Source organism: Rhizobium sullae (assembly GCF_025200715.1).
GTDB lineage: Bacteria > Pseudomonadota > Alphaproteobacteria > Rhizobiales > Rhizobiaceae > Rhizobium > Rhizobium sullae.
This window is the reverse complement of sequence record NZ_CP104145.1, coordinates 224259-246273: the sequence shown is the minus strand read 5'-3', so window position 1 is coordinate 246273 and position 22015 is coordinate 224259. Positions and strand designations below refer to the sequence as shown.

14 protein-coding genes and 7 pseudogenes are annotated in these 22015 nt (G+C 57.7%); 8 read left to right on the top strand and 13 right to left on the bottom strand.

From position 1 onward, the window contains the following. Positions 1–23: 23 nt before the first annotated feature. On the bottom strand, positions 24–377 hold the full coding sequence (gene tnpB / locus N2599_RS35240) for an IS66 family insertion sequence element accessory protein TnpB (RefSeq protein WP_087005350.1): 354 nt from the start codon (positions 375–377) through the stop codon (positions 24–26). Continuing rightward, entirely contained in the window at positions 374–829 is a 456-nt protein-coding gene (gene tnpA / locus N2599_RS35235) for an IS66-like element accessory protein TnpA (protein WP_087005347.1), read from the bottom strand. The genes tnpB (N2599_RS35240) and tnpA overlap by 4 nt, the downstream gene beginning before the upstream one ends. A gap of 271 nt (positions 830–1100) precedes the next feature. Between tnpA and N2599_RS35230 the strand changes: the two are divergent. From N2599_RS35230 to N2599_RS35210, 5 genes and pseudogenes are all read left to right on the top strand, one after another. Continuing rightward, positions 1101–1367: pseudogene (locus N2599_RS35230) on the top strand (transposase); the annotation flags it as partial. A gap of 69 nt (positions 1368–1436) precedes the next feature. Next, positions 1437–1823 (top strand): transposase, encoded by a 387-nt coding sequence (locus N2599_RS35225; protein ID WP_027513939.1) that lies wholly within the window; start codon positions 1437–1439, stop codon positions 1821–1823. Further along, on the top strand, positions 1820–2164 hold the full coding sequence (gene tnpB / locus N2599_RS35220; RefSeq protein ID WP_018329060.1) for an IS66 family insertion sequence element accessory protein TnpB: 345 nt from the start codon (positions 1820–1822) through the stop codon (positions 2162–2164). Before N2599_RS35225 ends, tnpB (N2599_RS35220) begins: the two co-directional genes overlap by 4 nt. A gap of 73 nt (positions 2165–2237) precedes the next feature. Next, positions 2238–3830: an IS66 family transposase gene (tnpC, locus tag N2599_RS35215; protein WP_027513938.1), complete on the top strand. Its 1593-nt coding sequence runs from the start codon at positions 2238–2240 to the stop codon at positions 3828–3830. A gap of 43 nt (positions 3831–3873) precedes the next feature. Next, positions 3874–4752, top strand: a pseudogene (locus tag N2599_RS35210) (IS3 family transposase); the annotation flags it as partial. Between the two features lie 72 nt (positions 4753–4824). On the opposite strand, the gene N2599_RS35205 reads toward N2599_RS35210, so the two are convergent. After that, complete coding sequence (locus N2599_RS35205) at positions 4825–7380, bottom strand: two-component system VirA-like sensor kinase (RefSeq protein ID WP_051336862.1); 2556 nt, start codon at positions 7378–7380, stop codon at positions 4825–4827. 1225 nt (positions 7381–8605) lie between these two features. Between N2599_RS35205 and virD4 the strand changes: the two genes are divergently transcribed. After that, the gene (virD4, locus tag N2599_RS35200) at positions 8606–10321 is read left to right on the top strand and encodes a type IV secretion system ATPase VirD4 (protein WP_037144402.1); all 1716 of its coding nucleotides are present in this window, start codon (positions 8606–8608) and stop codon (positions 10319–10321) included. Positions 10322–10417: 96 nt separating this feature from the next. On the opposite strand, the gene virG is transcribed toward virD4, so the two are convergent. Both virG and N2599_RS35190 read right to left on the bottom strand, forming a co-directional pair. After that, entirely contained in the window at positions 10418–11143 is a 726-nt protein-coding gene (gene virG, locus N2599_RS35195) for a two-component system response regulator VirG (protein ID WP_027513861.1), read from the bottom strand. A gap of 186 nt (positions 11144–11329) precedes the next feature. Further along, positions 11330–11908, bottom strand: a pseudogene (locus tag N2599_RS35190) (NodA family N-acyltransferase). 156 nt (positions 11909–12064) lie between these two features. Here N2599_RS35190 and N2599_RS35185 point away from each other — a divergent pair. Then, positions 12065–12815, top strand: a pseudogene (locus N2599_RS35185) (IS6 family transposase). Between the two features lie 43 nt (positions 12816–12858). Then, positions 12859–13455, top strand: a pseudogene (locus tag N2599_RS35180) (IS6 family transposase); the annotation flags it as partial. A gap of 52 nt (positions 13456–13507) precedes the next feature. On the opposite strand, the pseudogene N2599_RS35175 reads toward N2599_RS35180, so the two are convergent. The 8 genes and pseudogenes from N2599_RS35175 to N2599_RS35140 form a co-directional block, all read right to left on the bottom strand. Beyond that, a pseudogene (locus N2599_RS35175) lies at positions 13508–13743 on the bottom strand (3'(2'),5'-bisphosphate nucleotidase CysQ); the annotation flags it as partial. Next, the gene (nodQ, locus tag N2599_RS35170) at positions 13740–15641 is read right to left on the bottom strand and encodes a bifunctional sulfate adenylyltransferase/adenylyl-sulfate kinase NodQ (protein WP_027513869.1); all 1902 of its coding nucleotides are present in this window, start codon (positions 15639–15641) and stop codon (positions 13740–13742) included. The gene nodQ and the pseudogene N2599_RS35175, both read right to left, overlap by 4 nt. Further along, positions 15641–16540, bottom strand: coding sequence for a sulfate adenylyltransferase subunit CysD (gene cysD, locus N2599_RS35165; RefSeq protein ID WP_027513870.1), 900 nt, complete (start codon positions 16538–16540; stop codon positions 15641–15643). The genes nodQ and cysD overlap by 1 nt, the downstream gene beginning before the upstream one ends. Positions 16541–16915: 375 nt before the next feature. Further along, positions 16916–17653, bottom strand: coding sequence for a 3-oxoacyl-[acyl-carrier-protein] reductase (gene fabG, locus N2599_RS35160; RefSeq protein WP_027513871.1), 738 nt, complete (start codon positions 17651–17653; stop codon positions 16916–16918). Between the two features lie 455 nt (positions 17654–18108). Further along, on the bottom strand, positions 18109–19317 hold the full coding sequence (locus N2599_RS35155) for a beta-ketoacyl-[acyl-carrier-protein] synthase family protein (protein ID WP_027513872.1): 1209 nt from the start codon (positions 19315–19317) through the stop codon (positions 18109–18111). Continuing rightward, the gene (locus N2599_RS35150; RefSeq protein WP_027513873.1) at positions 19317–19598 is read right to left on the bottom strand and encodes an acyl carrier protein; all 282 of its coding nucleotides are present in this window, start codon (positions 19596–19598) and stop codon (positions 19317–19319) included. The genes N2599_RS35155 and N2599_RS35150 overlap by 1 nt, the downstream gene beginning before the upstream one ends. A gap of 347 nt (positions 19599–19945) precedes the next feature. After that, positions 19946–20696: pseudogene (locus N2599_RS35145) on the bottom strand (IS6 family transposase). A 128-nt stretch (positions 20697–20824) separates the two neighbouring features. Then, on the bottom strand, positions 20825–22012 hold the full coding sequence (locus N2599_RS35140; RefSeq protein ID WP_027513859.1) for an IS91 family transposase: 1188 nt from the start codon (positions 22010–22012) through the stop codon (positions 20825–20827). Between the last annotated feature and the right edge of the window lie 3 nt (positions 22013–22015).

Below are 22015 nucleotides of genomic sequence, written 5' to 3'. Positions count from 1 at the left end.
AATGCCAAAATCAAGCAGGTGAGTCATCCTGCCGCACTCGGCGCTGTTACCCGCCGCGCCATAACTCGTCGCCAGTCGAGACCTTCGAACAAGGCTTCGTATTGAGCCCGAGAAAGACGCATCGTTCCATCCTGCACCTTGGGCCAGGCAAAACTGCCCTGTTCCAGGATTTTGTAGGTCAGCACCATTCCGGTGCCATCCCATACCAGGATTTTCAGACGATCGCCGCGCTTCGACCGGAAGACCACGGTGACGCCGGAATGCGGATCAAGCTTCAACTCGGTCTGCACCATCAATGCCAGCGCCTGGTGGCCACAGCGGAAGTCCACCGGCCGCGTCGCGATCAGGATCGGCAATCGTTGGCCCGCGACGATCATGCCGTCCCTCGCATCGCCCGCACCAAGGCCGCAACCCGATCAACCGGCACATCGCCGGGAACCCGCACCAGGAGGTCTGCGCCTATTTCTACTGTCATGATCCCCGAAGTGATCTCAACCGGCTCCGGTATTGGTGATGCATCGGCAGCCTCCTTCGGCTCCGTCGTAATCGCCAGGGGCACAAAGGCAGGCACGAATGCTCCGCTATCCTCGCAAGGAACCCCTGCCATCAGTTCCGCAGGCAGCGCCAGAAGTCCCTGACGCGCCTGCCGGCGCCAGTCCGATAGCTGGTGCGCAAGCAGATCATGGCGACGCGCAACATCAACAACCCGCGTACCGGGTTGAAGGCTCTCCGCTACAATCCGCGCCTTCAGATCATTGGGCCATCGCCGGTTTCCACGACGAGGCTCGACAACTTCGCATCGCCCAACAAATCCCTCACCATCCGCCATTCCAAATCTCCAGCTCTTGCCGAAAACCTTCTGGCAGAAACCTCAATGTTCAGAAACATGCGGAATCAATGGGGCGTAGGCGGCGCATACCATGAGGCTCTACGAGAGGATCGCTCTCGCAACCCTCGATACCTGCATATTGTGAGACGGGTCACACCGGTCCCAGGCGAACATTTAGTCTAGAACCGCCATCCCTCCCGCTTCCGCTTTCCTTAATCTGGACTTGCTTCGGAGAAGTGGAGAGGTTTTCTTGAATCGAAAGGAAACCGGAATGCCGAAGCAGAAGAATTTTACCAAGGAATTTGAGGAAGCGGTGCGCCTGGCGCAGACGAGCGGCCGGACGCAGCGCGAGATTGCCCAGGACTTGGGCGTCGGCCTATCGACGCTGGTGCGGTGGATTGGCCGTAGCCGTGATCAGGCGATGGACGCGCCGATAGGGTCGGCTGCCACCGAGGACATGACGGCCGAGCTGAAACGGTTACGCCGGGAGAACGAAGTCCTGCGGCAGGAACGCGAGATACTGAGTAAGCGGCAAGCAGACCCCATCTGGCGTTGGTAGCGTTGGCCCCTGTATTGCGGACAGACGATTCACAAACTGTGAGCTTCTATGTCTGCGCCTAGCTCTGGAACTAGAAACTTCCATATGATCGAGGCCGTTCCGGAACGGCTTGAGGGCGCGCCGCGGCAATTTCGGCGGCGCTGGTCCGATGAATTCAAGGAGCGGGCTGTGGCTGAGGCGATGGAGCCCGGTGCAAGCGTGTCAGCGATTGCGCATCGCATCGGCATACATCCGTCCCAACTATTTGGCTGGCGCCGCGATGCTCGTGCCGGACAACGATCGCTTTCGCAGGATCCGGCTGTTCAGATAGAAGCTGGGCCAGTTGGCGCGAGAGCAGTGATCGAGCTTGTCATCGGCGATATCGTTGTCCGAGCTGGCGCTGATATCGATGAAGCACACCTGCGGCGAGTGATCCGGGCGGTGCGATCGGCATGATCCCGTCGGGCGTGAAGGTCTTTCTTGCGAGCCATCCCATCGACTTCCGCAAGGGGCCGGACAGTTTGCTGTCGCTGGTGCGCGATGCCGGCAGTGACCCGTTCAACGGGGCGCTCTATGTCTTCCGGGCAAAGCGCGCGGACCGGATCAAGATCGTGTGGTGGGATGGTTCCGGGGTTTGCCTCTATGCCAAGCGGTTGGAGAAAGCGCAGTTCTGTTGGCCACGTATCGGCCACAGCCGGGTCCAACTCAACCATGCGCAGCTTCTGGCTTTGGTCGATGGAATGGACTGGAAGCGGGTTCGCTTCACGCCAGTCAAACCTCCCGAAATTGTTGGGTAAACCGCTGCGGCGAAGTAAATCAGGTGGCTGAAACCACGGGCGGATTGCAGCAAAATATGCTCTGATCAGACCCATGACGCCACCCGATCTTGAGCTTCCGGATGATGTAGAGGCACTGAAAGCCATGGTTCTTGCCATGGCCGCAAAGGCAGCCCGCGTCGAGGCTTTGGAGAAGCAGGTCGATGACCTCCAGGCCCGGAACGCTGACGCCGATGAGCGCATCGAGCGGCTGACGCAAATCTTGAAAGCATTCGATCGAGCTCGCTTTGGACGGCGTTCGGAAAAGCTTGCAGCATCCACGGTCGACGACGAGCAGCATGCCTTTGTCTTCGAAGAAATCGAGACTGGCATTGCGGCAATCAGGGCTCAGATCACAAAAGGCCGCGGGAATGCGGATGCCAAACGTGCTCCGCGGCCACGCAAGGGCTTCGCGCCGCATCTTGAGCGCGTCGAGGTCGTGATCGAGCCGGAAGAGTTGCCGGAACACGCGGGTAAGCAGAAGATCCTAATCGGAGAAGACGTCTCCGAACGGCTGGACGTCGTCGCAGCGAAGTTCCGGGTCATCGTCACCCGCCGGCCGAAATATGCCTTTAAGAACGAAGACGGCGTCATCCAGGCTGCGGCTCCGGCACACATCATCGAAGGCGGCATTCCAACAGAAGCGCTTCTGGCCCAGATCGCCGTCTCCAAATATGCCGACGGCCTGCCACTTTATCGCCAGGAAGCCATCTACGCCCGTGACAAGGTCGAACTTGACCGCAAGCTGATGGCCCAATGGATGGGCAAGCTGGGGTTCGAGCTCAACATCCTCGCGGACTACATCCTGAACGAGATCAAGAAGGCCGAACGAATTTTTGCCGATGAAACGACCTTGCCGACACTTGCGCCTGGTTCCGGATCAGCAAAGACGGCGTGGCTCTGGGCATATGCAAGGGATGACCGCCCCTTCGGAGGCAGTGGCCCGCCGATGGTGGCCTATCGCTTCGAGGACAGTCGCGCGACCGAGTGCGTTGCACGGCACCTGAGCGGCTATCGGGGGATTTTGCAAGTCGACGGATACGGTGCTTACAATAAGCTTGTCCGCAAGGATGGTGGCAATGACGGGGTCACCCTGGCTGGCTGCTGGTCGCACAGTCGGAGAAAGTTCTATGAGTTGCATGTCGCAAAAACCTCAAAGGTTGCCACAGAGACGGTCGAACGTATGGCGAAGCTCTGGGAGATTGAGGAAACCATCCGGGGTCAAAACCCTGAGGCTCGTGCTGCAGCACGTCAGGAAGTCTCTGCAGCGATCGTCAAAGACCTCTTCACCTTCTGGCAGGCGACCCTGCCACGGGTCTCCGGCAAATCCAAACTCGCGGAAGCCCTCCGCTATGCCATCTCGCGTCGCGACATCTTCGAACGCTTCCTAACCGACGGTCGCGTCGAGATCGACTCCAACATCGTCGAGCGGGCGATCAGACCTCAGGCGATCACAAGGAAGAATAGCCTATTCGCCGGAAGCGACGGTGGCGGCAAGACCTGGGCGACCATCGCAACGCTCCTGCAAACGGCAAAGATGAATGCCGTCGATCCGCAAGCCTGGCTTACCCAGGCACTTGAGCGCCTCGCAAATGGATGGCCCAGCAGCGAAATCGACGCCCTCATGCCGTGGAACTACACGGCCTGAACGGCCCCAGCTTGTCGCTTACGATACTGAAGCGTGCCGCGACTTTTTTCGCCAAGGAGGGAAGTCGATGAAGTTCCGTTTCATCGACCAGGCGAAAACGGAATTCCCCGCATACCGTCTCTGCAAGGTACTGGGCGTCAGCCAGAGCGGCTATTTTGCCTGGAAAGACCGGCCCGCACGTCGTCGGCAGCGCGAAGACATGGTGATGCTGGCGCATGTGCGCTTTGCCTATGCGCTTTCTCACGAGACCTACGGCAGCCCACGCATGACGCGAAAATTGCAGGACAGCGGCTTTGCCATCGGCCGACGACGAACCGCCCGGCTCATGCGCGAGAATGGCCTGCACGCCCGGCAGAGGCGGAGGTTCAAGCGCACTACGGATAGCCAACATGCCTTTCCGGTAGCCCCCAATATCATCGATCAGGATTTTGCAGCGACCGGGCCAAACCAGAAAATGGGGTGTTGATATTTCCTACGTATGGACCCGCGAGGGCTGGCTCTATCTGGCCGTTGTCATCGACCTGTTCTCCCGCCGCGTCGTCGGCTGGGATACCGGTGATCGGCTCCATCGCCAACTGGCAGTCAATGCTCTTCGAAAAGCCATTATCATGCGTCGACCAAAGCCTGGCCTGATCCATCACTCCGACCGCGGCAGTCAATATTGTTCAGTTGACTATCAGGCCCCGCTGCGCAGCAATGGCATCCTAATCTCGATGTCAGGAAAGGGAAACTGCTATGATAACGCCATGGTCGAAACGTTCTTCAAGAGGTTGAAATCAGAGCTTATCTGGAGGACTATCAGACGCGAAATCAGGCCGAAATTGCCACTGCCCGCTACATCGATGGCTTCTACAATCCCACCCGGCGGCACTCGGCGCTTGACTACCTAAGCCCCGCACAGTTCGAGACACTGGCCGCATGATCTGAAAATGCCTCTCCACTTCTCCGAAGCAAGTCCAATCTCAGTAGGTCTTCCTTGTGCACGACTGCAGCCTCACGTCCTGATCATCATACGAATTGCACATGCCATGGTCCTCGACGAGACTGGCTTAGCCAGGGCAATCGCGGAGGCTCGGTCATCAGCCGCAGGTGGCATGTTAAGGTTAGCTCCACCAATGATGATGACAGGCACTGTTTTAAGGGCTGCATGTATGGCTTCGGCGCGCCATCGCCCGGGAAAAGACAAATGGTCCGCCACAATAAGATCGACTGCTTTCCCCCTAAACATCCAATCGCAAAGATTGTCGAATGTGTTGAAGCCGACTGGCTCATAGCCTAATGCGGCAATCTTGTCCTCATACATCTCCAGCGTCCCTCGGTCGGGCTCTACTACTGCGACGACCTCTCCGTTACCAAGTGGTATTTCACAAGGCCCAAAAAAGCTGTCCGCACTCACCGGCTCCTTTGAGGAAGGCGGTAGATAAATGTCGAAGCGCGTACCGCGCCCAACGGTTGAGCTAACATCAATACATCCTGCATGCGCTTTCACATACCCGTGAACTGCAGCGAGACCGAGCCCCGTCCCGCCCATGCACGAGCGCGTGGTGAAAAAGGGCTCAAAAATATACGGTAGTACTGCTTCAGCAATACCGTTGCCGTTATCGCCGACAGAAAGGAGGACATAGTCCCCGGGAGGCAAAGCGCCAGGAGCAAGTGTCTTCGATTGGGAGACATAAGTGCGAGAGACGCTGACCTCAACGCGGCCTCCATTCGTGACAGCCTCCGAGGCATTCTTGCAGAGATTCATCAGGATCTGCTGTATTTCCAATGGGTTTCCATCGATTACCGTTTGCCTCTCGTCAATTTTTAAATCCAGCTCTACATCCGCACGAAGCGTAACGCGCAGCAACGGAGCTAAATCCATTGTCACCTCGGAGACGTTGAAGGCCTTGGTCTTACGTTTCTGGTTTCGGCTCAGTGCCAAGATCTGATCAATGATCAGCCTTGCTCGATCGCCTGCAGCAATGATTTGGCCGATGTAACCTCTTGTTCTCGAGAGGGGGTGCAGAAGACTGTGGGCCATCTCGGCATAGCCGAGGATTGCCCCTAAAAGGTTGTTGAATTCATGCGCCATGCCGCCTGCAAGTGTGCCGACGGCCTTCAGCCGTTCCGCATGCTCCAACCGCCTCTCCAGAAGGTTATGTTCCATCTGCCTACGTCGAAGATCGATGTAATCGCAGACACGACCAGTAGCGCACTCAAGAAGTTGGACCTCACTGGAAGAGAGCCCTGAACGGTCTTGCTCATAGGCAAGGCAACAAACGGTGATTAGCTGATCGGAGGCCTTGAAGACAAGCACCTGAGAAAGACCAGAAGTCCCCTCCGCAACCCCGCGAACGTTTTGCGCGGGAACGATGGCAAACGGGGGCAGTTGTTCCCCCGCCTGGACAAGCGAAACAATTTCAAGCAGCAGCCCATCGTTCCATGTAGACCCAGGATTGTTTGCGGCGAAGCACTCAGCCGCCCTCCTGGCACTCACTTCGACCAGTGCCAGCGCGCACTGATCAGCATTGAAAAAGCGCTGAACAACTCGAAGTGCGGCTTGGGTTGAGGAAGTTAACGACATCTTTGTTGCTCCACTATCTCTGAAGCAAGCCTCAATTTCCTTCATCGTCGCTTCAAATTGCAAGCGCCTTACCAACCGATTCGTGTACAGATGCAATCTTGAGAGGAGCACGACTATACAAAAGCAGAGGCATATTGGTTCGAAGGTCATAAACATTCGTGCCCACTTCTCGCCCAGATTGATCAAGCTGTGGTGTTTTACATATTCGCGCTCCAGTTTCGCGGCTTCGGCAATAGTGTCGGATGACGCAATGCTATTTACGGCTTCGTTCACCTGCGGCAGCAAAGACAGGATGACTCGACCATTGCGTACAACATGTTCAATGGCCTCATTCTCACCCCCCGTCGATTGAAGCCGGTCAAGATTTCTATCGATCTCTGACGCAAGGTTCGAACTCGGACGAAGCAAAAACTGCAGAATCAAATGGCCGAGTTCGAGCCTCGGTGATCCCGGAAGCAAGCTCACAAAGTGTTCGAAACTTGAGAGAGCGTTTTGCAAGCGCGCGTTCTGTGCGCCCAAGCCGGCGACGATCGCATCTGTCCTTTCGACCGACAGCTTTACCCGAGTTAGCAGTTGAGAGAGATCACTGGCGTTCTCGTGAGTCGCCTTTTCAAACAACTCCTGAAGGTCAATCAGGCTCTTCTGCACTGCCTGTAACTTTTCCGCAACAGGGCTGTAATCCCGTAGCATGCCGGCGTGAACGCGAAGCACATCGCGCTGCAGCAATGCACCATTGGTCTTAATTCTTTGCAATTCACTTAGTATTACCTGATTAGTCTGATTGTCTTGCCCGCACCAGCTTGCAAGCACTGTCAACAACACAGTCGTGACGACCAACACAAAAACTATCTTGGTGCTGAGTTTCTTCTCCCAAGAAGTCAGCGACGAATCATCCGCGTTCGCCCGCCTTCCTGAGCATCGCGATCTGAACATTAGCTCGGTTTCGCGCTGATGGATGCACGGTCGGTGCTGAACCTGAAACACCACGCCCCTCCCCGTTCAGTAGCGTGACTACGCCTATTCCCCACTGCAATCGATACGCATCGCAACGCGACGTCCGGGACGCATAGGCGAGGAAGGTTGTTCGTCTTTTGTGGATCTCGATGGGACTGCTCATAGACACTGCTGCAAGCTCTGTGACATCTCTTGCAGACCTGGGCCACCAGTAAGCTCGCGCATTCCGATTTGCATCTAAGTGGCTTACCCTCGCGTGATGGTATTTTGTGCGAACACGTAGGCCCCGTAGACATCAGGAGCCTCCAGCATTTCAATGACGCGACTGACAAGGGATTTTTCTCTTCGCTATCACCAAACTTGCCAAAGTCCGTCGCAACCAAGCTAGTTGCAGCCACACGTTTTCCCCAAAATTGCGTGCTGTTTCGCGCGGTTTATCAGTTACTAACCGTTCTGCAATATTAGTCAGCAGCCCATCTGGGAGATCAGAAAGGTAACGTCGTACCTCGGCCGCCCTCCCGCCGTCGCGGGGATGAACTTCAGGTGTGCGTATCCGTTTGCTATCGTGATCTATGATAGGACTCCGAAGTAATTTCCATTGCCCTATGAGGCTACCATCGAAGCTTGATCTGCTAAATCGAATTAGCGTTACATTTGTAGTCCTACTGAAGGTTGCCGCCGCGGACATACCCCCTCATCGCCACTTTAGGTATGTTATATGTGTCGAAGAACAAGCAAAGCGAGCGTGCAAGACAATCGGCGTTTCGCAATCCTATGGCCAGGGCACGTCAATGCGCCCCCTTGTGAGAGGCGGATTTCACTTACGCTTCGCCGACGGCAGCCTTCCGTAGGGCCGCTACTGATAGATCAGCCGAGCTTTATCAATTTGACTGACTCTTAAGCGGAGCCCTGACGTTCAATGACGCCGTTTGGGGCCGACAGGCGACGTTTTCCTTTGCCGATCCCAATTCGTGAAGGGCGGGATGAATTTGTTTTCCTGTTATGTTCGGAGACGTAGCAAGCAATAGGGGCACGTTACAAAACGATTTCTAATCGATTGACATTGCAACAGAATTTCTTTCTTTCACCTTGATTCCAATATCTTCAGTGCTTAGATCCTTATCGATGGTTGGCGGATATCTGCATATCGGGCAGGTCCGCGTCTTCCGCTCTTCACGCGGCGCCATAAAGTCGCGACCTCCGGCCGGGGTGTCGCAGCATCTTGCAGCCGCTCGAATCATACGGTGGAACGACCATTTCAAGCAAAACTACGTTTTCAAACAAAACTACGCCCTCAAGCATCGCTTTGAGCATTCTGTGCTCACTGGCTGCAGGTTTTTGTGCGGCAAGTCTGTACGCAACATTCCGTCACGGAATTAGCGGTGAAGCGTTGATGGCGTTTGACATCCTCGCTTTTTGGTACGAGACGCCTTTCTATTTGGGCTATACAACGCTTGCCTTCTATTATGGCTTAGCTGTCGTCGTCTCAACATCGGGAATCGTCCTGCTGGTTCAGCAGATGCTTTCCGAAGGCAGCCGCGAGCATCACGGCACGGCGCGCTGGGCTGGCGTGGGTGAAATGCGCCGTACAGGTTATCTGCAGCGGTACAGCCGCATCAGTGGTCCAATATTTGGAAAGACAAGTGGCCCTTTTTGGTCCGACTATTACCTGACCAATGGCGAGCAGCCTCACAGCCTTATCGTTGCGCCGACCCGCGCGGGAAAAGGCGTGGGCATTGTCATTCCCACGCTACTTACTTTCAAGGGCTCAGTGATAGCTCTCGACGTTAAGGGTGAGCTTTTTGAACTCACCTCTAGGGCACGCAAAGCCGATGGCGACAGTGTGTTGAAATTCGCACCGCTAGATCCAGAACGGCGGACGAGTTGCTATAATCCTCTGTTGGATATCATAGCATTGCCTCCAGAGCGGCAGTTCACCGAGGCACGCCGCTTGGCGGCGAACCTCATTACGACCAAGGGACAGGGCGCGGAAGGTTTCATCAACGGCGCTCGAGATCTTTTTGTCGCCGGCATTCTTGCCTGCATCGAGCGCGGCACGCCAACAATCGGGGCCGTTTACGACCTCTTTGCTCAGCCAGGCGAGAAATATAGGCTCTTTGCGCGCCTCGCGGAGGAGACCCAGAACAAAGAGGCTCAGCGGATCTTCGACGACATGGCGGGCAACGATACAAAAATTCTAACCTCCTACACTTCTGTGCTGGGCGATGGCGGGCTCAACTTATGGGCGGACCCCCTGGTTAAAGCCGCGACAAGCCGCTCAGATTTCTCAATCTATGATTTGCGTCGCCGAAGAACTTGCATTTATCTTTGCGTTAGCCCAAACGATCTTGAGGTCGTCGCGCCTCTGATGCGCCTACTCTTTCAGCAGGTCGTTTCAATTCTACAACGCTCGCTGCCTGGCAAGGATGAGAAGCACGAGGTGCTATTCCTGCTGGATGAGTTCAAGCACTTGGGCAAGCTGGAGGCGGTTGAAACGGCAATCACGACCATCGCGGGCTACAAGGGCCGCTTTATGTTCATTATCCAAAGCCTCTCGGCATTGTCGGGAACATACGACGAGGCCGGCAAACAAAACTTTCTCAGCAATACTGGCGTGCAAGTCTTCATGGCCACCGCCGATGACGAGACACCAAATTATATTTCGAAAGCGATCGGTGAATATACGTTTCAAGCGCGCTCCACTTCCCATACCCAAGGGCGAATGTTCGATCGCAATATTCAGATTTCAGATCAAGGATCACCTCTACTGCGGCCCGAGCAGGTCCGTCTGCTCGACGACAAATGCCAAATTGTCCTCATTAAGGGCCAGCCACCATTGCAACTGCGAAAGGTTCGATATTACTCCGATCGCGCACTAAAGCGCATCTTTGAAAGCCAGACAGGAGGCCTTCCGGAGCCCGCACGCTTGATAATCACCGAGGAGGGACTCGGCGCAAATTGCCAATCTTAACGGCCGCTGCCGACACGGCCATCTCGGGAACCGCATTACACGGCGGCACCTCGTGGGCAACAGGCGCCGAGCCGCCGACCCTCCCATGGACACCGATCAGGCGGCCAATGCGCCCCCGTCGTTGGTATCCACATCAGCGTCGAAGAAATAGCCTGCACCCCTGGATGTTTTAATCAGACGAGGGTGGGCCGGATCCGCCTCAAGCTTTCGGCGCAAACGCAATATGAGGACATCAACACTTCGGTCATGCACCTCTTCTCCACGCACTCGGCTCGCAAGCAAAAGCCGCTCTCTGGATAAAACGTCCCGTGGTTTTTCCAGAAAGGCGACTAGTAGATTGAACTCACCTGCGGTCAGCTTGACCTCGCCGCTTTGTTCAAAGATCAATCGGCGTTGATTAAGATTGAGTCTCCAACCAGCAAAATAAAACGAACGTCGATCTTTTGCCCCTGGATTGATGGGCCGCTGGCGCAATGCTACTCGAATGCGGGCCAAGAATTCGCGCATTCCAAAAGGCTTGGAAACGAAATCAGCTGCCCCGAGCTCCAGTGCAACGACTTTTTCGGCCTCCTCAAGACGATCGCCGCTGATGGCAATAGTTGGAATATCCGATTTTGTCGCCAAATTGCGGACGATTTCCAGACCATCTTCGCGACCCAGATTAAGATCAACAACCACGAGATCGACCGGCGCACACGAGAGTACGCGATTGAGCTGCCTAGTATCGCTTACCGCGGTTACCTTAAAGGCATGTATCGTTAGGTATTCGACAATGAGGTGCCGTATAGCGGCATCGTCATCGATGACAAGAACGTGTTTCAATGGCTCTCCTTCACTCTTGAAACTGGCTGGCAAAAACTTCCTCGTAGGGCAGATGAACACGATCTGTACGCCACAGCTTTCGCCAATCCCAAACCCACTCGCCGTCCCTGCCGCGCTTACATTCGCAGAGATGAAGACGATCTGGTGCGTGACGACTCGGCGCTTCGCGTATGTAGGCAGGATGTTTCACAGCTCCGGACCATTCCGATCGATCAGTGTGCCGTCGGCCCACTCGCTCATCGCGCGTCCAAGTTGAAAAATCACGACAAGTACGTTTTCGATGCGCGTGGAGGCAGGTCGAGATACACGTCTGAAATGGTGGACCACACTCGAACCCCCGCCACAATTGTCGCCACACCGTATATGCAGAGCCTTTTAATGTACTTGTGCAGCGCGTGCCGAATGGTGCCAAGCTGCTGCAACACTGGATACACCCTGTCGTGCAGCGAAGCTCAACCGGAGACCATTAAGGTCTGGACGGCCCCCCAAACAGTCCCAGTTCGGCCACCATTAACTCAACCTCGCCGACTTTAATGAAACGGCGCAACAGGCCCACATGAGCCGCTATCCCGTTCGTCGTAAGCGATTAGACGAAACTCAGCCCTTGCTCCGGCAACTTCGACTCTCTTCAAATTGTGTTGCACTAAAGCCTCCAGTCGGACCATATGTCCTTCGAAAGAACTCAGCGAGCTCGATGTGATCCGAAAGCTCCAGCTGATTTTCCCAGCATAGTTTCCACCGCAGCGCATGTGCTTCCTCCTGCACCGATCGCAAGTCTTGCCACCTGATGCTTGATTGGGATCAAAATTCAGCGTCTTCTAATGGTACTACGGGACATCGGTAAAGTTGATTGTTTGGATAGCCGGCATCCATGGCATGAATAAATGAGGTGTAACTTCATAGGCCTTGATCTGACGGGTGATGTCACGTTGTCAGCGGCTTAACGGTTGTCTGGTAATGGGTTGGGATGAACAGTCCGGCCGTAAGCTACAAGAACCACCGCTTTCCACCGCAGATCATCGCCCGTGCGGTCTGGCTGTATTTTCGGTTCCCTTTGAGCCTGAGGATGGTCGAGGAGATGCTGCTGGAGCGCGGTATCGTCGTCTCCCATGAGACGATCCGGAGATGGGGTCGCAAATTCGGAACGGCTTATGCCAGGCAGTTGTGCAGAAAGAGGCCTTCGCGAAAGGATATCTGGCATCTGGACGAGGTGGTGATTTCCATCGGCGGCCGCAAACATTGGCTCTGGCGTGCCGTTGACCAAGACGGTTACGTTCTCGACGAGATCGTTCAAGCCCGCCGCGATACCCAAGCCGCCAGGCGATTGCTGGTCAGGCTGCTGAAGAAGCAAGGCCTGACGCCGAAGCGGATCGTCACCGACAAATTGCGCTCATATGGTGCTGCAAGACGGGAGGTGATGCCCGCCGTCGAACATCGATCGCACAAGGGCCTGAACAATCGAGCCGAGAATTCTCACGTGCCGCTTCGAAAACGGGAGCGGATGATGCAGGGATTTCGATCCGTCGGCGGCTTGCAACGGTTCATATCGATCTTTTCGGCACTCCGAAATCTCTTCGTCCCCCCGCACCAGAAAAACTCAGCCCTCGCCATCCACATCCATCGGATCCGCGCAATGGCGCAGTGGAAAGCCGTGACCGGCGCAACCGCCTGACGTCTCACACAAGCGCCTTGTTCCGACCTTGATCAAATAACGTGACATCGCCCTGGAGCGCGGTATCGTCGTCTCCCATGAGACGATCCGGAGATGGGGTCGCAAATTCGGAACGGCTTATGCCAGGCAGTTGTGCAGAAAGAGGCCTTCGCGAAAGGATATCTGGCATCTGGACGAGGTGGTGATTTCCATCGGCGGCCGCAAACATTGGCTCTGGCGTGCCGTTGACCAAGACGGTTACGTTCTCGACGAGATCGTTCAAGCCCGCCGCGATACCCAAGCCGCCAGGCGATTGCTGGTCAGGCTGCTGAAGAAGCAAGGCCTGACGCCGAAGCGGATCGTCACCGACAAATTGCGCTCATATGGTGCTGCAAGACGGGAGGTGATGCCCGCCGTCGAACATCGATCGCACAAGGGCCTGAACAATCGAGCCGAGAATTCTCACGTGCCGCTTCGAAAACGGGAGCGGATGATGCAGGGATTTCGATCCGTCGGCGGCTTGCAACGGTTCATATCGATCTTTTCGGCACTCCGAAATCTCTTCGTCCCCCCGCACCAGAAAAACTCAGCCCTCGCCATCCACATCCATCGGATCCGCGCAATGGCGCAGTGGAAAGCCGTGACCGGCGCAACCGCCTGACGTCTCACACAAGCGCCTTGTTCCGACCTTGATCAAATAACGTGACATCGCCCGTGCCGCCGCTGATATCCGGAACGCGGCCGGAGCAGACGGACTCCTCGGCAACCACGGGGATCTGCGGAAACGCCGCCGCAAGTCCCTCCAGAATCATTGCCTCCGCTCGTCGGCTTCCGTGACGGGCGACTGGTCCTCCTTGTAGCAGACCTCGGGACCTGCGTCGTAGACCTCGATAATCGCCGCGGCCGCGTCGAGCGCTATGCGCTCGAGCATTTCGCAAAAGGCCGTCATTTGCTCTCCATCCTCCGCTCGAGGAATTCCTCGATCGCAAGCGCCAGATCGGACGGTTCCTGGCCGACGGTGCGTATATGAAGTTCCGGGTTTTCCGGGGCTTCATAAGGTGAGGATACGCCGGTGAAATTCGCGATCCTCCCGGCGAGCGCCTTTTCATAGAGGCCCTTCGGATCGCGGCGTGCGCACTCGTCGAGCGGCGTATCCACGAAGATCTCGATGAACTCGCCCTCGTCCATCAATTCCCGCGCCATCCGCCGCTCGTCGCGGAACGGTGAGATGAAGGACACGAGCACGATCAGACCGGCATCGGCCATGAGCTTGGCCACCTCCGCCACGCGGCGGATGTTCTCGACCCGGTCCTCTTCGGTAAAGCCGAGATCCCGGTTCAGGCCGTGGCGTACATTGTCGCCGTCGAGCAGGTAGGCATGTTTGCCCTGGGCGTGGAGTATCCTGTCGAGCTCGTTCGCGATGGTCGATTTTCCCGAGCCGGAGAGCCCGGTGAACCAGAGCACGGCCGGGAGCTGGTTCTTCAAGGCGCTGCGCGCGCTCTTGTTGACCTCGAGCGCATGCCAGTGGACGTTGTCTGCGCGCCTGAGCGGAAAATCGATCAACCCTGCGCCGACGGTGGCGTTCGTCACGCGGTCGACGATGATGAAATTGCCCGTCGCCCGGTTGTCCGTATAGGCATCGAAGGCGATCGGCGCCTGCGTCGAGATGTTGCAAACACCCACTTCGTTCATCTGAAGCGATTTCGCGGCCTCGCGGATGCAGCTGTTGATGTTCACCTGGTGCTTGAGCGCGGTAACCATGGCACTGACGCTGTCGGTCTCCGTTCGCAGAATGTAGCTTCGTCCCGGCAACATCGGGCTCGAGTCGAACCAGATCACATGCGCCTGGAACTGATCCGCCACGAAAGGGCGGGCACCGGGGGCGACGAGCATATTGCCGCGCGAGGCATCCACCTCGTCGGCGAGCACCAGCGTTACCGCCTCGCCCTCCCCCGCCGTCGCAAGCTCGCCGTCATAGTTGACGATCGCCTTGACCGACGTGCGCTGTCCGCTCTTTGCCACGACGACCGGATCGCCCACCGAAATTCGGCCGGAAGCAATCTGCCCGGCATAGCCACGAAAATCCGCATTCGGCCGCATGACCATCTGAACCGGGAAGCGGAATGGCTTCGCCTGGTCCATCGGATCCAGCTCGACCGCCTCCAGATATTCCAGCAGCGCCGCCCCCCTGTACCAGGGCGTATTGGCGGAAGCCGAGATGACGTTGTCCCCGTCCCGCGCCGAAATCGGGATCGGACGGATGCTGGCGAAGCCGAGCTCTTTCGCGAAAACCATGTAGTCGGCGACAATTTCCTCGTAGACCTGTTGCTGGAAACCGACGAGGTCGATCTTGTTGACGGCCAGCACGACATGGCGGATGCCTAGCAGCGAAGCGATGTAGGAATGGCGCCGCGTCTGCTGGAGGATGCCCTGCCGGCTGTCGATCAGGATGATGGCGAGGTCCGCCGTCGAAGCGCCGGTCACCATGTTGCGCGTATATTCCTCGTGGCCGGGCGTGTCGGCAACGATGAACTTGCGCTTGGACGTCGTGATATAGCGATAGGCGACGTCGATGGTAATGCCCTGTTCGCGCTCTGCCTCGAGCCCGTCGAGAAGCAGGGCAAGGTCGATCTCCTTGCCGTTTGCGGCACCGGGAGAGCCGACGCGCCCGAGATTGGCGAGCTGGTCCTCGAAGATCAGTTTCGCGTCGTAGAGCAGGCGCCCGATAAGGGTCGATTTTCCATCGTCCACCGAGCCGCAAGTGAAAAATCTCAGGATCGACTTGTGGTCGTGCTGGGCCAGATGTGCTTCAATGTCATGCGGCGGTATGGATTGAACATACGACATCAGAAGTAGCCCTCCCGCTTCTTTTTCTCCATCGCCCCGACTTCATCCGTGTCGATCAGGCGGCTCTGCCGTTCAGACGTTCGCACCGTCAGCATTTCCCGCAAAATGTCCGGAACCGTGGCGGCCTCGGACTCGACCGCTCCGGTCAGCGGATAGCAGCCGAGGGTCCGGAAGCGAACCTGCTGCTCCAGAACCTTCTCATCCGGCTGGATCGGCATCCGCTCATCGTCGACCATGATCAGCATGCCGTCACGCTTGACGACCGGACGCCGGGCCGCGAAGTAGAGCGACACGATCGGGATTTCCTCGCGCAGGATGTATTGCCAGATGTCGAACTCGGTCCAGTTGGAGAGCGGGAAGATACGCATCGTCTCCCCCTGGCCGACGCGCGTGTTGTAGGTCTTCCACATTTCCGGGCGCTGGCGCGTCGGATCCCAGCCGTGTTGGAGACTGCGAATGGAGAAAATGCGCTCCTTGGCCCGCGACTTCTCCTCGTCCCGCCGCGCACCTGCGAGAGCCGCGGTGAAACCGTATTTCTCCAGCGCCTGCCGGAGCCCCATCGTCTTCATGACGTGGGTGTGCACGTTCGAGCCGTGCGTGAATGGACCCATGCCCTGGTCCACCCCATCCTGATTGACGTGAACGAGGAGATCGAAGCCGAGCTCTCGCGGCATCCGGTCGCGGAACTCGATCATCTCCCGAAACTTCCATTTGGTGTCTACATGCAGGAATGGAAAAGGCGGTTTGGCGGGGTAGAACGCCTTCATCGCCAGATGCAGCAATACCGAGGAGTCCTTGCCGATCGAGTAAAGCACGACCGGGTTAGAGAATGTTGCAACGACTTCTCGAATGACATGGATCGCTTCGGCTTCAAGCCGACGGAGATGAATAAGAGTCAATTTATCGCCTTGCGTTTACTAGGTAATCATTCGACTTACGCTATATGGCCGTTCCCTTGGAATGACGTCTCCCTATACATCTTCCCGAATACCAGAACTGCATTCATGCCGCCCATGCTAAGGCGTTGCTCATGGCGACGCGCACCCGCGTCCCAGCCGGCCGAAGCCGACGCCCCCACGGTCGCGCCGAAGCGATGCGCATTTTCCTCATCGCAGGAAAGGCTGGGCCATCGCATAGCTTTCTACACATCGGAAATTTTCTACGTGAGCGGAGTTCCCCCGCACCTACTCCGTGCGACAAGGCAGCCGATCCGATCTGGTTTAAGACGTGCTATGCCCGCGCAAATCAATATCTCCCCTGGCGCATGACCGTGCTCAAATCATTGCCATGCCGCCGTTCACGTGTATGGTCTGGCCGGTGACGTAGGCCGCTTCATTGGAAGCGAGATACGCGACCGCGGACGCGACTTCGGCGCTGGTGCCGATGCGGCGGGTGGGGATCGCCGCCATGATCGTCTCTTTCTGCTTGCGATTGAGCTTGTCGGTCATAGCCGATTCGATAAAGCCCGGGGCGACGCAGTTGACGGTAATGTTGCGTGTGGCGATCTCCTGCGCCAGAGACTTGGAGAAGCCGATCATACCGGCCTTGGAGGCGCAGTAATTGGTCTGGCCAGGATTGCCGGTCACGCCGGCGAGCGAAGTGATGTTGATGATGCGGCCATTCCGGCGGCGCATCATCGGACGGGTGAGCTCCCGAGTTAGCTGGAACACCGCGGTGAGGTTGACCTCCAGGACACAGTCCCAGTCGGCGTCTGACATGTGCACGAACAGGCCGTCCTTGGTGATGCCGGCATTGTTGACGAGGATGTCGACGCCTTCGAGATCGGCCTCCGCCTTCAGAGCGAGCGCCTTGACCTCGTCACGATGCTCCAGATTAGCTGGGAACAGCTTGACGCGGTCCCCGAGCTCAGCGGCAAGCATCTCCAATTTCTCAACGCGGGTACCGTGCAAGCCGACAATAGCACCCTGCGCATGCAGCGCGCGGGCGATCACCTCGCCGATACCTCCCGATGCGCCGGTGACGAGCGCCTTACGGCTGGTCAATTCGAACATGTCTTATCCTCTTCTCAATCATGCAGGCTGATGAATTCGGTTAAGCCGCCGCGCCCAGAACTCCTCGCGGGGGGCTGGTTCGCCCGAGCACTCAAGCGCCAGCGGTGCCGCCTACTAACGGCGGCGACATCGCGGTTGATGCGCCGCGCCAGGCCAGACAGTACCTTAGCGGCACCGCTTTTAGATCGTCGAGCCGCCGTTCGGAGGGGAGATTCATTCCACCGCTGAAGCCGGTACATTCGCCCTGGCAACGTGCCGCTTCTTCTCCCGTCGAGGCCAGCGCCGACGTGCTTCGACCGGCGAATCACCTCAATCTGATGCTTCGTCACAGGACTTCACTTGGTGCTTGCACTAAGACTTGCACCCTCAGCCTACATCAGCAACGGGTCATCACCGGCGAGATACGGCGATCCCGCAAGCACCTGAAGGGGTGATCTTTTCAGGAGGCATGTCTTCTACACCTTCCTGAATGCCAGAACTGCGTTCATGCCGCCCATGGCGAAGGCATTGCTCATGGCCACGCCCACCCTGCGCTCGCGCGGCACGTTTGGCGTGACATCGAGATCACAATTGGGGTCTGGCTCACGATAGTTGGCGGTCGGCGGCACGACGCCCTCTTGGATCGCCATCACACAGGCGATCATTTCAAGCGCACTCGCTGCCCCGAGGCAATGGGCGTGGGTGGACTTGGTGGACGAGACGGACAGCGAATTAGCGTGGTCACCGAAGACGCGCCTGATCGCCGCCGTTTCCATTTGATCGTTGGCCTTGGTGCCGGTGCCATGCGCGTTGAGGTAGTCCACGTCCTCGGCATTCAGTCCGGCATCGGCAAGGCAAGCGCGCATCGCCGCCTCCGGCCCGTGGACAGCCGGCGCGGCGATGTGGGAGGCATCGCCGGAAAGGCCGACGCCAGCGACCTCGGCAAGTATTCTTGCACCGCGGGCAGCGGCATGTTCATAGCTTTCCAGCACCGCCATACCGGCACCCTCGCCCACTACCACGCCCTTCCTGTCGGCGGAGAAGGGTCGGCAAGTATCCGGAGCGAGTACCCGCATGGCTTCCCATCCCTTCAGTACCATCCAGACGAGTGGCGCGTCGCTGCCTCCGGCAAGCATGACGTCGGCCCGGCCGCACTTGATCTGGTCTACCGCCGAAGCGATCGCATGGTTGCCCGAAGCACAGGCGGAGGTGACGCCAAAGACCGGGCCGCGCAGGCCGAGGCTCATACTGACTTGGCAGGCAGCGGCACTCGGCATCGTCTTTACGCCAAAGAAGAGTTCGGTGCGCGTCGCTCCGCCCAAAAGGAGCGTACGGTAGGCTTTTTCGGTCGCGTCCCAGCCGCCGAAGCCGGAGCCGACTGTCGCGCCGAAGCGATGGGCATTTCCTTCATCCCAGGAAAGTCCGGCCTGTCGCATGGCTTCGTGCGCTGCAAGCACGGCAAGCACGCTAAAACGATCCATGGAGACGAGCTGCCTGCGGTCAATGTCGTGCTCAGGCAACGCCTTGATCTCGGCGCCGATCATGCCCTTCAGCTCATGAAGCTCTGAATTGACAATCGGGCCGATAGCGGAGCGGCCTTCGCGCATCCCCGTCCAGAGGGAAGCGGCGTCGGTGCCTAGTCCGCACAGCCCGCCCATTCCGGTGATGACGACGCGCCTGTCCATCAAGCCACCTTAACAAGCAAGCCGCGCATGGCTTCCACCATGTCGCCGACATTCTGGAGATCCGACCACGCCTCGGCCGTGTTCATTTCGATCTTGATATCGTAGGCTTGCTCCAGGTCCCAGAGCACGTCCGCTAATCCCAGTGAATCAATACCGAGCGCGGTCAGTTCGGTGGCAGTCGTTATTTCGCCGACAATGGATGCGGTCATTCCCTCGCCGCTCTCCGATTCGACGCGTTTCTTGACTATGGCAATGATTTCCGTTGCGAGTTGGTCTACCATTCGAGTGCCTTCCAGCTTGTGTTTCGACGTGGACGCGGCTCAATTCCTGAGGCTGCCCCCCCATCGTGAAAATTGCCACCAGACTTGCACGACTGGGCAAGGCCGATGCCTATAAGGGCCGGAGGAGTTCCGGCTTCTGTGCCGCGTAGGCTCCGATGACGAAAGAAAGTCGCCGGCTTCCCAGGCGTGTGGAGCTTTGCTATGTAGCAACTGCTAAGATTGGTAAAATCGATTGTTTGGATGAAATCCATTCGTTCGATGGATACTGCAAGCTGGCGCTAGAAGCGCCTTCGTCGGCGATGTCACGTTATTTGATCAAGGTCGGAACAAGGCGCTTGTGTGAGACGTCAGGCGGTTGCGCCGGTCACGGCTTTCCACTGCGCCATTGAGCGGATCCGATGGATGTGGATGGCGAGGGCTGAGTTTTTCTGGTGCGGGGGGACGAAGAGATTTCGGAGTGCCGAAAAGATCGATATGAACCGTTGCAAGCCGCCGACGGATCGAAATCCCTGCATCATCCGCTCCCGTTTTCGAAGCGGCACGTGAGAATTCTCGGCTCGATTGTTCAGGCCCTTGTGCGATCGATGTTCGACGGCGGGCATCACCTCCCGTCTTGCAGCACCATATGAGCGCAATTTGTCGGTGACGATCCGCTTCGGCGTCAGGCCTTGCTTCTTCAGCAGCCTGACCAGCAATCGCCTGGCGGCTTGGGTATCGCGGCGGGCTTGAACGATCTCGTCGAGAACGTAACCGTCTTGGTCAACGGCACGCCAGAGCCAATGTTTGCGGCCGCCGATGGAAATCACCACCTCGTCCAGATGCCAGATATCCTTTCGCGAAGGCCTCTTTCTGCACAACTGCCTGGCATAAGCCGTTCCGAATTTGCGACCCCATCTCCGGATCGTCTCATGGGAGACGACGATACCGCGCTCCAGCAGCATCTCCTCGACCATCCTCAGGCTCAAAGGGAACCGAAAATACAGCCAGACCGCACGGGCGATGATCTGCGGTGGAAAGCGGTGGTTCTTGTAGCCTACGGCCGGACTGTTCATCCCAACCCATTATCCGACAACCGTTAAGCCGCTGACAACGTGACATCACCCGCGGATCTATTTGCGATATAGATCGGTATCGGCGGTCTTTTGCCCCGGCCAAGGTCAAGCGATATCGCACGCTGGAGATGCGTTGGGTCTGTGGGCGTATCACTTGGCGCAGATCGTCGGGCATCATGATGTATCGCACCGGAAGGATGAAGGTCGGAGCGGCGCAACTGGGGCAACGTTGACACCTGTCCTACGCATGGGACGCTGGCAATCGGGGCATTCGTAGGACTGCCCGTGCTGTGATTTGTCGGGATGGGGTTGCCCGCCTGTTGGTGATGGCTGGCCGAGGAGGCTCCTGCAGAGACCGACACGATCCCGTCGATGGCGATTAGCGAGAAAGCCGAAGTGGCGCATGCGGTGGAAGCCGTCAGGAAGCACATGAAGGAGAAAGCGCCGGATGAACTCGTGCGGGTGAAGGCGCATGATCTTCTCACGGTCGCGACCATTGCCACGGTAATCCTTCCATCGGAAGGCAACATGGTCGTCATCGACATCGACGATGCGGCTGTTGGCGATCGCGACACGATGGGTATACCGACCGAGATAGGCAAGCACCTGGTCCGGCCCGCCGAAAGGTGGCTTCGCATAGACGACCCATTCGATTCTGCGAGCACACGCGAGATGGCGGGTGAACGCGTCGTCGTCGTTGAGATGGGTGAGTTCGTTGGAGAAGCGGAGTTCACCATGAGCGAAGGCTTCAGCAAGCGCAGTCAGAAAGAGCCGCCGAAACAGACGCGACAGCACGCGAACAGGCAGAAAGAAACCCGGTCGGCACGCGACCCACCTTGATCTGTCGGGCGAGAGACCGCCGCCCGGCACGACGCAATGGACATGGGGATGATGGGTCATCGCCTGGCCCCAGGTGTGAAGTACGGCGGTGACGCCGATCTCGGCGCCCAGCCATTTGGAATTGGCGGCGATCGTCTGCAGCGTCTCGGCCGAGATCCGCATCAGCAACGCATAGACGACCGCCTTGTTGTGGAAGGCGATCTCGGCGATGCCAGGTGGGAGTGTGAAGACCACATGAAAGTATGGGACCGGCAAGAGATCGGCGACGCGGGCCGCAACCCACTCCCTGCGGGCCGCGCCCTGGCACTTCGGGCAGTGGCGATTGCGGCAGGAATTATAGGAGATGCGGGTCCTGCCGCAGTCATCGCAGGCATCGACGTGACCACCAAGCCTGGGTGTGCGGCAGGCTTCGATCGCGCCCATGACGCGTCGTTCGCCGCGGCCAAGATGGCCGGCGTTCTCTCGCCTGTAGGAGCCTCCATGTCGTCGAAAGATGTCGGCGACTTCGAAGGTAGGGCGCAACCG